Source organism: Streptomyces sp. A01, from assembly GCF_059026195.1.
Genome location: NZ_JBWLKN010000035.1, coordinates 52,334 through 65,266, shown reverse-complemented (window position 1 = coordinate 65,266; position 12,933 = coordinate 52,334). Strand labels below are relative to the sequence as shown.

Genomic DNA, 12,933 nt, shown 5'->3' with positions numbered 1-12,933 from the left:
CATCCGACCCGCACGGGCACGCAAGCCATCCTCATCACAAGACCCCAAGCCGCAGGCCCGTAAAACAACGGCATTGGCTTTAGAGGTTGTCTCACGTGGCAAGTTTCGCGAGCTTCTCGTAGCAGGTCAGGTCGGCGGCCATGGCCAGGCCTCGGCTCTGCCAGTCGTTGCGGACCACGTACGGGATCTTGAGACCACGGGCAGCCCATGGCAGGCTCATGCCGCATGATCGATGAATTCGCGAAAGACAACCTGCACGGGAGACTGCGGCGGGACCGCAAGGCGCTGCTCTGGAAACTCGACGGCTTGTCCGAATACGACGCCCGCCGACCTTTGACAGCGACCGGGACCAACCTCCTCGGCCTGGTCAAACACGTTGCCACCGTCGAGGCCAGGTACTTCGGCGAGGTCTTCGACCGCCCTTCCCCGGAACCGCTGCCCCGGTGGCAGGACTCCAACGGCAGCGATCTGTGGGCGACCGAGGACGAGACCCACGATCAGATCATCGGGTTCTACCGGCACACGTGGGAACACTCGGACGCGACGATCAACGAGCTTCCCCTCGACGCCCCCGGCCACGTGCCGTGGTGGCCGGAGCCTTATGCCGACACGAACCTGTTCGCCATCATGGTCCATGTCCTCGGCGAGTCCATCCGGCATGCCGGGCACGCCGATATCCTGCGCGAGGGCCTCGACGGCCGGACCGGGTTGCGCGCCGAACACGAGCAGCAGATCGACGAGGAAGCCCGTACAGCCTACTGCGCGAAGATCGAGCAGGCCGCCAGGTCGGCCGCACCCATCATGGCTTAAGTGCGGCGGATCGGATTGGATGGGGAGGGAGGCCGGTGGAACGTATCAGCGGGGATGAGTGGTAAGAGACGCTCGTCAGGCGTCGCCTGGCAATGAGGGCCGTCTGCCTTTCTCACCACTTGTGAGAGCTGATGGCGATTCGACCACTGCCACCGTTGACGTTCGTCCGGTCGCCCGGCGCTATCTGGAATATCTTGGTCCTGTAATTGGTCCGTGCGTACAGCTTGACGCTGCGCGACGAGCGCCGATTCCATACGGATCGGGGAACCGAGAACGAGCACCGGATCTGGCCGCTGGCCCAGTTCGGGTCCTTCACGCTCCACTGGCACTTTCTGCCTGTGCCGTTGGGCTTGGAGTAGACGCAGAGTTTGCCCCTGGAGCAGGACCACGCCGCTGCGGACGCGGTCGGCGCGGACGCCGATGCCGTCGGCGCGGATGCGGACGCGGATGCCGAAGCCGACGACACAGGGCCTGCGAGGGTCGCGATGGTGGCCACTGAGACAGCGACGCCCAGAGTGGGACTCAGCTTGCGCATGGGGAATCCTCCGTTAATGGCCTGCGTGGTGCTCACGTGCCAAACACGGTGCCGGAATGGAACGCGTGTGACGTAACCTCGGGGTTCTTTGGCGTTCTCATCCCGTCCGGTCCGGCGTTTCTGACGCAATCCATGGTGGCGGAGACGGATGTGCCGGGATTACGTTTCGGCGAGGACCGAAACGTGCGGCTGGCGGGGGCAGTTGATGATACGGATACATTTCTCAGTAGCCGATGTCGCCCGTACGAGGCTTGTTACGGCTCCCAGCCCGCTGGCGGTGACCACGTTGAGCATGTTGTCGCTGGCGCATCCAAAGCCGGCGCCGGTCGGTTCCTGGCGTTGGGCCGTGCGCAGCGGTCTGCGGCACGCGGGCTCCACCCGGCCTCTGGTGACCGCCGCCTGCACCCTCGACGGCCCCGTCCCCGCGTTCCTCCTGGGTTCGTACGACGGCCGGGATCTGGAGGATGAACTGGAGCGGCTGCTGTCCACACCGCTGAGGACTCTGCAGGCCAACATGAGGCATGTCGCTGACTGGCGGGCTCTGCCGGGACCGTTACGCCATATCGCCGAGGGGCGGGCGGAGGCCCTTCAGGCGCTGGTGGGCTCCATTCGCGACTACCACCGCATTGCCGTCGGACCCCACTGGACCAGCTTTCACGCCTCCCTCAGCGCGGACCTGGCACAGCAGGCACGGGCGCTGTGCGAAGGCGGTGTCGAGCAACTCCTGAGCGGACTGCATCCCCGGATGCGCTGGCGGCCGCCCGTACTCGAAGTGGACAGCCCGCTCGACATCGACCACCGTCTCAACGGACGGGGGCTGCTGCTCGCACCTGGCCCCAGCGCCTTCCCCTCCTATGTGCCCTGTGACCCTCTGGACGAACGACCGACACTCCACTACCAAGTCGGCGAAGACCGCACCTTCCAGGTCCGTGCGGCAGTCCAGAAAGGCCCGTACCCCGCGCTGGGTGCGCTGCTCGGGCACGGCAGGGCCGCTGTGCTGGAAGTAAGCGCTGAGGGCGGTTCGACCAGTCGGCTGGCCGACCGAAGCGGCCTCTCCCCCTCCACCGTCAGCGAGCACCTCACCGCCCTGCGCCGCGCCGGTCTCATTCACACCGTCTCGACAGGCAGGACCCGCCACCACACACTCACCGACCTCGGCGCGCGACTGCTGACCAACACAGCCACCGGCCGCCCCCACGAGCCACACCCGCCACCAAGCCCAGCTTGAGACTCGACGTCGCAGGCCGGGACTCGACAGGGGGATGCCGACGTCCGGGGCAGGGTCGCGCGGATCGCCATCTCACGGCACAGACCGACCGCCTACCGACCTCGCTCCTCGGCATACTCCGTCATCCGCGCTGCGGTCGCCCTGCGGAAGCGGCCTATCCGCGTACGCAGAAGGGCCCGAGCGCCCCGGCGTCGGGGGTTCGGGCCCTTCCTGTCCCGCTGCGTCGCAGCGGCCGCAGCGGTGATCAGCCAGTGTCGGCTGGAGCGCTTACTGACCAGGCGCGGCAGAAGCTCAATGATCCGCGCTGGTTACGCTCCATCTGCCGACCGAAGGCCTCGACCGGCCGACGGGTGGTTATGCGATCCGATGCGATGCGCTCTGGATCTCCCAGGCGATCGCATCGGCCACACCCCCGGCGGACCCAGTCACCGGCCAGCACGGCGCGGTGTCCGGTCCGCCGGTCCAGGAGTACGACCCCCTGCGCGCCCCACTGCGCGTCGGTCAACGACACACCCGAACCAACGATCAGATGGACCTGAGCGAAACAGCCCAGGCCGGTACGGCGGCTTCTACGTCGGCACGGCGTGCTCGCGGAGGGACTGGCGGGGGTTGTTCTCGGTTACTGTCCGTCGACTACTGTCCGTCGACGACGCCGGACTTCGCGATCTTGATGACCGACTTGGTCGCGCCGCTGCGTGAGCCCTGGCCCTCGATGGTCCGGACGAGGTCCATGCCCTCGACGACCTCGCCGAAGACGACGTGCTTCCCATCCAGCCAGTCGGTGACGATGGTGGTGATGAAGAACTGCGAGCCGTTGGAGTTGGGACCCGCGTTGGCCATGGACAGCAGGCCCGGCTTCGTGTGCTTCAGCTGGAAGTTCTCGTCGGCGAACTTCTCGCCGTAAATGCTCTTGCCACCGGTACCGTCGCCCCGGGTGAAGTCGCCGCCCTGGAGCATGAAGTCGGGGATGACCCGGTGGAAACCGGAACCCTCGTAGCCGTAGCCGTGCTCGCCCGTGGCAAGCTCGCGGAAGTTCTTGGCGGTCTTGGGGACCACGTCGTCGTACAGCTTGAAGACGATCCGCCCTGCGGGCTCGTCGTTGATCGCGATGTCAAAGAATACGTTGCTCATGGACGTATCCTCACATCTCTTCCCACGCGAAAGCACACTCGGCCCGCCCATCCCCCTCAGGCCACCGGTCGAGGCGCACAGCCCCAGCGCGTGCGACGTCCCAGACCGCCGTCGAACGCGACCCTCCAACCCGGCGTAAGCCCATGGCTCTTCCCTCATCCATGGTCACAGGACCGCGTGCACTCTCCGCGGTCACAGACGCGAGAAACAGTTCGCCGCACCACTCCCCCACCGGGTGAGTTCTCAGATGATCGGAAAGAATCGGCCCAGGGCGCCACCAGGCCGAAACCTGGCGACGCGATGGCTCGCTTCACGCTCGGCCTGGACCCCGCGACTGTCCGCCGCTACCGCGACAACGACGCTGGACGTCGCCCTCATCGCCTCCGCCCGTGACCATGGCTCGGCCGCTCCGTCGACTGGATGGCGCCGGGCGGCACCCTGGACTGACGCCGACGCGGCTCGAAGACCTAGCCCAAACAACCCGATGACCAGCGAGGTAGCCTTGAACCAAGGGGTCAAGGAGGTGCGGCATGACCACATCTACGGTCTCCGCGCAGGACATCCCACGGACTTCCGCGGCTCGGGCACGCACGGTCAACGAGGCGGAGATACAAGCCTCGCTCGCGATGATGGGCTCATTGGACGCCGAGGCTTGGTCGAGGCCGACCCCGTGCACCGGCTGGACCGTCCGGGACATGGTCGCCCATGAGGTCGGCCAGTTCGAGGAGCTACCCAAGCCCTGGCTCATGATCACGCGCATTCGACGTGCCCGCCGTACACATCCTGAGCTGGGCGCGCTCGACGGCCACAACGAGAGCCAGATCGAAGATCGCGAAGAGGCGACAGGAGAGCGGCTGGTCGAGGAGTTCGCTCGCACCGCCCCGAGGGGAGCGCGCTCGTTGGCGCGTATACCGGCTCCGGTACGGCGGAGGGTGCGCACGAGCATGATCTTCCCGGAGGCGAAGGCGCTGCCCGAGGACTCCATGGAGTACATGAACAGCGTGCTCATCGCCCGCGACACCTGGATGCACCGCATCGACATCAGCGACGCCACCGGTACCGACCTGGTCCTGGACGCCCACGACCGCGAGATCATGAACCAGGTGCTGCTGGACCTGGCGCTCGGCTGGACCGGCCCATCCTGTCTGCTGGAGCTTTCGGGTCCGGCCGGTGGCCGATACCAGCTGGGCAGCGGTCCCCCGGTGGTCACGCTGCGGGCCGACGCCATCGTGTTCGCCCGCCACCTCTCGGGTCGGCCGCCACTCGGTGAGCTGGCGTTCGAGGGCGACGAAGAGGCCGCGACGGCCCTCGCTGCGGCGCGGGTCCTGTTCTGACCCTCGCGGTTTCGGGCCGTACCTGCCCGAAGGGATCGTTTCGCCGCCCAGCGTCAAACGCCCGACGTACGCCACTCCCGCCTCCTTGGCGGACGGTGCACGGCGTGGTGTGCCGCCGGCCGAGGCGGCGTATCCGCAGGTCTCCGCGACGTGGCTCCGTAAGGCGACGTCGAGCCCACGCCGCAGAAGCCGACGCCGAAGGTGGGATGGCCGTGTGGGCGTGGCCGCCGACCGGGCACGGGTGGCGGGAGGACCGGGGGGATATCGCTCACCGCAAGAGGAAGAACGGCGACCTCTCAGCCTGCCGCGAAGGCGCCGGCTGCCACGTCGCCCTTGGTGGAACATGTGATCCAATGAGCTGATGAATGGCATGAACGCGACGTTGGGGCCTCTGGAACTGATCGACGGTCGCTGGGTGGTAGGGGACTCCCGGCGACCGGACGGCTCCTGGGTGGAGTTCCGCGCGGAGGGGATGTACCAGCGCACGCGCGCCTCGGAAGGCACATTGATCCCCTGGTCCAGGATCATGCTGGGGATGAGCGTGACCGTGGGGCGCGGTCATCCCTCGAAAGGCAACGTCACGCTGCTGGGCTGGCTCGGCGGCCTGCCGGGGCTCAAGGGACGCGGCGGTGGCCACCTGGGCATGACGCTGCGCCACCCGTACGAGGACCGGAGAGTGGACTTCTGCCGGCACCCCCGCTGGTACCGGATCTCCGAGATCGTCCTCCTGGAGGAGCTGCTGAGCCAGACGGTCGCCGCGGGTGAGGCGCACCGGCTCGCCGACGCGGACTGGATGGGGCGCATGGTCGGACGCCTCGCACCGCTGTCGTCCTGGACGACCGGCGGACCGCACAAGGCGGTAGCGCGGGCCCGACAGGCCGAGGAGCCCGCCGGAGCCTGACCTGTGCGGACGGGTCAGCAGGTCGGTGGCGACCGAGGTGCGGGCGTCCCAGTCCGCTCGCTGGAGGCATCCCAGGCGGCACAGGAGATCCGCGCCTTTTAGGCACAGGTCGAAGCCGACACCGCCGCACGCCGGGACCTGGCCACCTTCCTCATCGACCATCTGTCCTGGACGGGCCTTGCCATGTCCGAAGGACGCATCAGCCCGTCAGAGGCCGCCTCCCACCCCCAGCGGTCGATGCTGGTACGAGCCCTGGGCCAAGGAGCCGACGCCACCCCCGACATGCGCCTGCACGACGCCCAGCAGGGAGACCGGTACCTGCTCTGCTCCGACGGTCTGTCGACCGTCGTCCCCACCGAAGAGATCCGCCGGGTGCTCTCCGGGATCAGGGAGCCCGAGCAGACCGTCCGCGCACTCATCGCCCTCGCCAACGGCTCCGGCGGCCCCGGCAACGTCAGCTGCGTGGTCGCCGACGTCATGGAGCTCCAGCAGTAGAAGGACGGACTCCCCGAAACTCAGGCTCCGCGTGCCGCGTGTGCCTCCACGTTCGCCAGATAGCGGGTGCGTGCCGCGCGAATCTTGCCGAACTGACCGGCGCGTTCCTTGATCGCCCGTTTCTGGTACGCGGTTTCGGCCTTCCACCAGGCGTTGACGAGTGATGTGCGCTGCTTGCACGTGACGTCTGTTCGCGCTGTGGTGATCTCCGCCCGTGTGGGGGTCTTCGCGTCCGCATTCCACGCGGAATCGTTGTTGGCGGCCATCGGGTCCTCGTAGGAGAAGCCCTTCGCCCGCATGCAGGCACTCCAGCGTGCGAACGCCTTCCGCACGGCCGGGGCGCGCTGGGATTGTTCATAGGCGGCGGTCGAAACCCGGTCGACCAGACCGAAGTCCACCTTCGGCACGCCGCGCAGCAGTTCCCGTTCCGCCTGCTGCTCACACCCCGACGTGCCGTCCTTGCCGTACGCCGCCGCACGCTGCTTCGCGGTCAGCCGCTTCTCACGCTCGGCGATCCGGGCTTCCTTGGCCTCGGATTCCGGGTCGGGCAGCGCGTGGTAGCCGTAGCGCTCGGCCGGCTCCGGCTCGATGAGGCCGTATCTTCCGCGATGGGGCCACAGGCCGGACCTGCGTTCGGGCAGCGGCTTCCAGTCCAGGCCCTGACGTGCCATGCATGCCGCGATCAACCGGTCCTGCGCCGTCGTAATGCGTGCCACCTGCGGCGTGTCCAGAGCGTACTGGTCGAGGGGCAGGACGAGATCCCTGACCTCCTGCGTCGGCGCCGGCACCGACGGGCGGGGGGTGGTTTGCGCCCTGCGGCCAGGGTTGTCCGGGCCGTCACCGGAGCAGCCGACGGTGAGTGCGAGCGTCGCGGCGAGCACGGACACGAATACCGGACGAAAACGCATCATGCATCAGCTCCAGGTGTGGCGGGCACCCCGTACCGCAGGCGATGCGGGGTGCCCCGACCGGTTTACGTGGTCAGTTGCACCACTTGTAGTGCGAACTGGTCTTGTAGCCGACGCTGCTGCCGGCGAGATCGTTGTCCCACGACCACGGCTTGAAGGTCTGGCGGGCACCGCGGTTGTAGTAACCCGTCCACAGCGTCCAGTAGCAGCCGCGCGTCAGGTTCTTGACTGAACGGATGTTGTCGTTGACCTTGGCGCCGTTGTTGAACCGGTTGTCGGACAGCTTCATGTCCGACTTGCAGAACTTCTTGTAGCCACCGGTGTAGTTCTTGTACTGGTAGGCGTGCAGCGGAGCGGGACACGCGGCCGCCGCGCTGGCCGCCGTCTGCGCGCGGTCCGGCGTAGCCGCACTGGCTCCCGCCGCCGGTGCGAAGTTGAACGCCCCCGCTATCAGAAGCACCGCGCCACCGAGGCCCATCGTCAACTGCTGTCTCATTGATGACTTCCCTTCACTCCCCCGTCGACCGCTGAGATCGCCGGCCGGGCCGCTCGACCCGTTGTTCCGATGAGGAAGTTACGTGCGGGCCGCCAAGCGTGCGTCCCACATGGGGTTGACATTCCTGGCGTAACTTTCGCGGTAGCCGAGCAGCGTCGTACAACTGCTGCCGCACGCGCTACCGCGCAGGTATGACCAGAGACGCCTTCCAGGGGGTGCGGCAGGTGTTCACCGCCGTCGACCACCTCGCCGACGGCCACCGGCCCGAGGGCACCTTCGGCAACCCTGACGTGCTGCGCGTCCCCAGCGAGATCTCCCGCGTGATGCGTGATGTACGAGATCAGCGACCAGCAGGTCCGCATCAGCGTGGTCCATCTCGGTCGCCTGCACTGTCTGCACTGCCTGCACTGAGAAACTGTCCGCACCGAGAACGATTGAAGACCTGCGGATCGTCAGCGAGCCGCTGCTACCCGTATCCAGCCATCCGCCGGTCCTCATTCCTGCACCGCAGCCCACCATGGCTCATCAGCCACGTTCACACAGCTCACACGCCACCGAGGGCCGCTACAGACACGTAGCGGCCCTCGGTGGCGTGTGAGCGGTCAGCTGGTGCCGGGGTCTTCGCCCACCAGGCGAGTGAGGAGATCGATGACGCGCGTTCCCGGTGCGCACCTCGCCCTTTCCTTCCGCGTATTCCAGCGCTGTGCCCGCACAGTCCCGGCGCTATCGGGAGGCCGGGTGGCGAGCGTCCGTCGTCACGGGGAGCGATGTCCCGGGCCGGTGCTTCTGTCCTGCCGCGGCGACCCGCTCACCGGAGGTGTTCAGCAGGGGAGAGTGGTCTTGCCGGCAGCGCCGGTGGCGCCGGTGGTCCCGTCCGCGAACATCGTGGCGTCGGTGCCGTTGCCGCCGGGCTTGCCCGGGCACACCGGACTGGCCGCGCCGCCGGCGCCGCCCGTGCCGCCCGTGTGGACGGACCCGGCCTTGGAGGCGCCGCCGTTGCCTCCATTGCCACCGCCGATACCGGCACCGGCATTGCCGACGCCGCCTACGCCGCCCTTGCCACCGGTGCCGCCGAGTGTGGCGTCACCGCCGAAGCCGCCGCTGCCGCCGTTGCCGTTGGCGCCGCCGGCGCCGCCCGCGCCCCCGGCCCCGCCGACGCTCGCGCTGCCGGTGGCGTTGCCACCGGCGCCTCCGTTGCCTCCGTCGCCGTTGGCACCCGCGGCGCCACCGGTGCCGCCGAGACCGCCGAGGCCGCCGAGGGTCCCGACGCCGTTGGCGCCGTTACTTCCGGGGTCCCCGACGGCGTTGTGAGCCCGGGCGCTGCCCGTACCGGGCTGGGCGGAGGCGAGGACGGGAGTGACGGTGAGGCCGGCTACGGCGATCGCGGCGATCAAGAAGGTCCGGGCAGTGGCCGTGCTGCGCATGGAGCGCATGAGGTACTTCCTTCGGTTTGTGCAGGCGGAGAGATTTTCCGCCTGACAGCCCTCAACGTAGGGAAGTCCGACGCACCGCACATCCTGAAGGTTGATCAAATGTCTTTAAATAGACTGAATCATCAAACTTTGGCTGTAAATTCCGAGTTTTTGCCTTGAGAGTCCACGTACGGGCGTGGCCGGTGCGGAATGACCGGCGCGTACGCGGCGTCTGCCCACCCGTCAAAAACTCGACCGGCACGCCCGGCCCCCAAACGTCGATCAACAACGACTGCCGAAGGTTCCGGTGCCACAGAAGCCCAGGTCAAAGCCTCCCTGAGCACCGCCGGGGCTTAGCGCCGGATGTCGTTCCGATGCGCCAAGCGCCGCCAATTGCATCCGGTGCGAACTGGCGGCGGTTTGCGCACCGGCGTCGACAGAGGCTCATACGGCCTCGCTGACAAGGGCGTTACGGGTGAACGTGCCGCGTGACCGAAACGGCCAACACCGCCCTCGCTCCCCCGAGAACCGGCGACAGTTGCATACCCGACCCCACCAGCACCGGGGCCGTAGGTGGCCACAACGGTCAGCGTTCGGTGCGGGGGCTGCTCTTCCGGGTGTGGGCGGCGCGGGCTTTGGCGCGGTTGCCGCAGAGCTCCATGGAGCACCAAGTGCGGCGCCGGTTGCGGGAGTGGTCGTAGTAGGCCCATCGGCAGCTCGGCTCACGGCACGCCTTGAGGCGGGGCCACGTTCCGTCGGCCACGGCGTTCGCCACGGCGATCAGGAGTGTGGCCATCGCGGCGTCGATGGGGTCGCTGGTGGCGGGAGACAGTCGCGGCGGCTGCCGGTTCACGTCGAGTGTCAGTGGGATGTGTGCGGTGAGTGCGGCCAGGTCGGCCTGGGCGGCCGGGTTGAGACCGTCGGGCCTGGGACTGGCGACCGTTTCGGCGTTGTTGGCGGCGATCAGTGCCCGAAGGCCCTCGCGCACGGATGCTGCGCGGGCGTGTTGGGCGTCGGTCACGGCTGACTGCGCGGGGATCAGCCCACGGTCGTGCAGCCAGTGGGAGAGCTGCTGCGGCGCCGCGATCAGATCGCCGTCGGCGCGGCGGGTGTTGACGAACTCTTCGATCCACCGCAGCGCCCCGGGGGCGGTGCCTGCGGAGTCGTTGTCCGGGCGCGGCCCGGTGACCGGCTTCGACGTCATGACGCCATTCTAACCGTCTATTGACAGTCATTGGTTGTATAACTAGCGTACTGCTTACATCGGTTAGATCGAAGGGGTAAACATGAGCATCAGCATTGGCAACGTCTGCATCGACACCACCGACCTGGCGGGGGCCTCCGCTTTCTGGCAGGCGGTGACCGGGTACGAGCTCGCAACGTCCGATGACGCCACCATCTACCTGCAGGACCCGGCCAAGAGCGCGGTGGGGCTGTCCCTGCAGCAGGTGTCCGAGCCGCGCGTGGGCAAGAACCGGCTGCATCTGGACCTGCCGACCGACGATCTTGCCGGCCAGGTCGACCGGATCAGCGAACTCGGCGCGACCGTGGTGCAGCGATTCGACGAGGACGGCTGGGTAGTGCTGGCCGACACCGACGGCAACCAGTTCTGCGTGGTCTCCGCATAACCGCCACACCGACGAGAAACAGGGAGAAATCAGCGATGGCCTCAGTGATCAGAGAAGTCTCCATCGAGGCTCCGGCGGAGCGCTGCTGGGAGTTGCTCGGCGATTTCGCCGCCGGTCCACAGCGCTTCGCGCCCGGTTACGTCACCGGCAGTCGCCTCACCGAGCCCGGCGAGCGACTTGTCACCTTCGCCACAGGCGACGTGGTACGAGAACGACTCATCGCTATCGACAACCAAGCCCGCCGAATCGTCTGGGCCTGGACCGGCGACGCCGTCCAGCCCCTCCACAACAACTCCTCCATGCAGGTCTTCGCGCACGGCCCCGACCGCAGCCGACTGGTATGGACACACGACGTGCTGCCGGACGAACTCGTCACCGGCCTCACCGCCGCGATGGACGGCGGCCTCCCGATCATCAAACAAACCCTGGAGGCTCACGCCAACCAGCCGCTCGGCCAGGTCGTGGCGGGACCAGCACCAGCCAGGCAGGAGCCGGCAGCCGCTCGGACACGGCTGGTGAAGCCGTCAGTGCCTGTGCCTTGGGAAGGCACGCCAAGGTCGACGTCAGCGACAGCCTGACGCCACCGACAAGGGACCGACAAGGGCGAGCGCCTGGCCCACCCCCGTCGACTACCTGTGGCGCGATGCACGAGCAGCGGACCGGGCCCCGTATCGGAGGGCGCCGCGGTCGCCCCCGACGCATTCGACGCGCTGGTGGGCAGGGCACCGCCCCCAGACCGCAACCCATGCAGTGAGCCCGAGACGGCGCAGAGGACCCCGGCGATCAAGCTGCCGTGGGTCCTTTGCTGTCCAACCTTCGTTCCGCAGGCCACTGGCGGATTACTTGCCGGTTGGTTCACCGCTGGTGAACAACACCTCTACCGGTCAGAGCTTGGTGGTCTGCACGAGGCCGAGCGAGCGCAGTCCTTCGGCCTGACACAGACGCGGGGCCCGGACGCCCCCGCGGCCGAACGTCCCCAGCAGGTCGTAGGACCGGACCGGGTTGCGTACCGGCACGAGGCGTCTCACACAACAGCAAGCAGTTCCGGGTCGCCGACGAGCCGAACTACCCCTCCCGGGGGCTCCACAACTGCTCGCGGCGCACGCTGCCGCGTCCCGCAGCACGTCGGCGGGCGTTCGGCGCCTCTCCGCTTCATGTCGGGGTCTTTCGGGTGGGCGGTGTAGGAAGAACTTCCATCCTGGAAGACCTCCACACCTACCTGACAACACCCCCGACTGCGAAGAGCCGATGAACGCCGCCGATCAGTGCACGTAGACGTACTGATTGAGGACGTTGATCGAAGGCGACGGATGGCTCTTAGTAGTGCCGTTGGTGTGGACCCAACGCGACAGATGCGTCGCAGGCGTGGGGCCCACTTGGAAGTACGGAGGTAACGATCACTCCGCCGGTCTGGGGTGTTAGCGCTGGTTGGCACGGAAGCGCGCCTTCTTCTGACGATTCCCGCACGTGTTCATGTCACACCATTTGCGGGTGCGACTTTGGCTGGTGTCGAAGAAGGCGGCTTGGCAGGTTGGTGATGCACACAAGGCCAATCTTCCGTCTCGTTCGCCTGCGATGATGCTGATCGCGTCGGCGGCGATCACGCTGAGGGCATCTTCCACACAGGAAGCCGAGCTGAGCCGCCATCGCCGCTTACCCTCGGGCGTCAGGACAGCCGCGGCCCGACCCTGAGCGCTGCAGTCATTGATGACCTGGACGGCAGACGCAGGGAGAGCGTCCTGGGTCGCGCCCGCTGTCGCGGCGGCGTGAATCGACTCCCTCAGTTCCCGAGCGTGGTCGAGCTGGGCAGTGGTGCAGGACGCCACGGCGAGCCCGTTCACTGCCAGCCAGTCGACGAGTCGGTGCGGCGTGGGAATGCGCTCCACAGCGTTGCCATGACGCTCCGACAGAGTCCCCGTGAAGCTGGTCGCCAGCACGTTACCGAGGCGGAAGTCAGGGAACCGAGCACGCATGGAACCACCTTAGCGGGTTGCAGCGCGGCGCAGAGAACTGCTAGAACCGCCTTAGCCGGTTCGCAATAGATCGTAGCCGGTT

General features: G+C 67.5%; 15 protein-coding genes and 1 pseudogene. 7 read left to right on the top strand and 9 right to left on the bottom strand.

The window, feature by feature from the left end; all coding sequences use genetic code 11:
* Window positions 1-91 precede the first annotated feature (91 nt).
* A complete protein-coding gene (locus tag AC5P1B_RS31775; RefSeq protein WP_493891451.1) occupies window positions 92-220 on the bottom strand; it encodes a hypothetical protein in 129 nt (42 codons plus the stop codon).
* Between the two features lie 5 nt (window positions 221-225).
* Here AC5P1B_RS31775 and AC5P1B_RS31770 point away from each other — a divergent pair, with 5 nt between their 5' ends.
* Window positions 226-810, top strand: a complete 585-nt coding sequence (locus AC5P1B_RS31770; RefSeq protein ID WP_493891450.1) for a DinB family protein — start codon at window positions 226-228, stop codon at window positions 808-810.
* A gap of 112 nt (window positions 811-922) precedes the next feature.
* On the opposite strand, the gene AC5P1B_RS31765 is transcribed toward AC5P1B_RS31770, so the two are convergent.
* Window positions 923-1,345 (bottom strand): peptidase inhibitor family I36 protein, encoded by a 423-nt coding sequence (locus AC5P1B_RS31765; RefSeq protein ID WP_493891449.1) that lies wholly within the window; start codon window positions 1,343-1,345, stop codon window positions 923-925.
* A 346-nt stretch (window positions 1,346-1,691) separates the two neighbouring features.
* On the opposite strand from AC5P1B_RS31765, the gene AC5P1B_RS31760 reads away from it, so the two are divergent.
* Window positions 1,692-2,573, top strand: a complete 882-nt coding sequence (locus tag AC5P1B_RS31760; protein WP_493891448.1) for an ArsR/SmtB family transcription factor — start codon at window positions 1,692-1,694, stop codon at window positions 2,571-2,573.
* 633 nt (window positions 2,574-3,206) lie between these two features.
* Here AC5P1B_RS31760 and AC5P1B_RS31755 read toward each other — a convergent pair.
* Window positions 3,207-3,704, bottom strand: a complete 498-nt coding sequence (locus AC5P1B_RS31755) for a peptidylprolyl isomerase (protein ID WP_493891447.1) — start codon at window positions 3,702-3,704, stop codon at window positions 3,207-3,209.
* A gap of 530 nt (window positions 3,705-4,234) precedes the next feature.
* Here AC5P1B_RS31755 and AC5P1B_RS31750 point away from each other — a divergent pair.
* The 3 genes and pseudogenes from AC5P1B_RS31750 to AC5P1B_RS31740 form a co-directional block, all read left to right on the top strand.
* A complete protein-coding gene (locus AC5P1B_RS31750; RefSeq protein WP_493891446.1) occupies window positions 4,235-5,038 on the top strand; it encodes a maleylpyruvate isomerase family mycothiol-dependent enzyme in 804 nt (267 codons plus the stop codon).
* A 370-nt stretch (window positions 5,039-5,408) separates the two neighbouring features.
* Entirely contained in the window at window positions 5,409-5,939 is a 531-nt protein-coding gene (locus tag AC5P1B_RS31745) for a hypothetical protein (protein WP_493891445.1), read from the top strand.
* A 183-nt stretch (window positions 5,940-6,122) separates the two neighbouring features.
* A pseudogene (locus AC5P1B_RS31740) lies at window positions 6,123-6,434 on the top strand (PP2C family protein-serine/threonine phosphatase); the annotation flags it as partial.
* A 20-nt stretch (window positions 6,435-6,454) separates the two neighbouring features.
* Here AC5P1B_RS31740 and AC5P1B_RS31735 read toward each other — a convergent pair.
* The 4 genes from AC5P1B_RS31735 to AC5P1B_RS31720 form a co-directional block, all read right to left on the bottom strand.
* Window positions 6,455-7,345 carry a hypothetical protein gene (locus tag AC5P1B_RS31735; RefSeq protein ID WP_493891444.1) on the bottom strand — a complete coding sequence of 297 codons (891 nt, stop codon included), beginning with the start codon at window positions 7,343-7,345 and terminating at the stop codon, window positions 6,455-6,457.
* 70 nt (window positions 7,346-7,415) lie between these two features.
* Complete coding sequence (locus AC5P1B_RS31730; protein ID WP_493891443.1) at window positions 7,416-7,838, bottom strand: hypothetical protein; 423 nt, start codon at window positions 7,836-7,838, stop codon at window positions 7,416-7,418.
* A gap of 821 nt (window positions 7,839-8,659) precedes the next feature.
* Window positions 8,660-9,271, bottom strand: a complete 612-nt coding sequence (locus AC5P1B_RS31725) for a hypothetical protein (RefSeq protein ID WP_493891442.1) — start codon at window positions 9,269-9,271, stop codon at window positions 8,660-8,662.
* Window positions 9,272-9,836: 565 nt separating this feature from the next.
* Window positions 9,837-10,454 carry a CGNR zinc finger domain-containing protein gene (locus AC5P1B_RS31720; RefSeq protein ID WP_493891441.1) on the bottom strand — a complete coding sequence of 206 codons (618 nt, stop codon included), beginning with the start codon at window positions 10,452-10,454 and terminating at the stop codon, window positions 9,837-9,839.
* Between the two features lie 82 nt (window positions 10,455-10,536).
* Between AC5P1B_RS31720 and AC5P1B_RS31715 the strand changes: the two genes are divergently transcribed.
* Window positions 10,537-10,878, top strand: a complete 342-nt coding sequence (locus AC5P1B_RS31715; protein WP_493891440.1) for a VOC family protein — start codon at window positions 10,537-10,539, stop codon at window positions 10,876-10,878.
* 35 nt (window positions 10,879-10,913) lie between these two features.
* Window positions 10,914-11,456 (top strand): SRPBCC family protein, encoded by a 543-nt coding sequence (locus tag AC5P1B_RS31710; protein WP_493891439.1) that lies wholly within the window; start codon window positions 10,914-10,916, stop codon window positions 11,454-11,456.
* A 306-nt stretch (window positions 11,457-11,762) separates the two neighbouring features.
* On the opposite strand, the gene AC5P1B_RS31705 is transcribed toward AC5P1B_RS31710, so the two are convergent.
* Entirely contained in the window at window positions 11,763-11,894 is a 132-nt protein-coding gene (locus tag AC5P1B_RS31705; RefSeq protein WP_493891438.1) for a hypothetical protein, read from the bottom strand.
* Between the two features lie 402 nt (window positions 11,895-12,296).
* Window positions 12,297-12,851 carry a CGNR zinc finger domain-containing protein gene (locus tag AC5P1B_RS31700; protein ID WP_493891437.1) on the bottom strand — a complete coding sequence of 185 codons (555 nt, stop codon included), beginning with the start codon at window positions 12,849-12,851 and terminating at the stop codon, window positions 12,297-12,299.
* Between the last annotated feature and the right edge of the window lie 82 nt (window positions 12,852-12,933).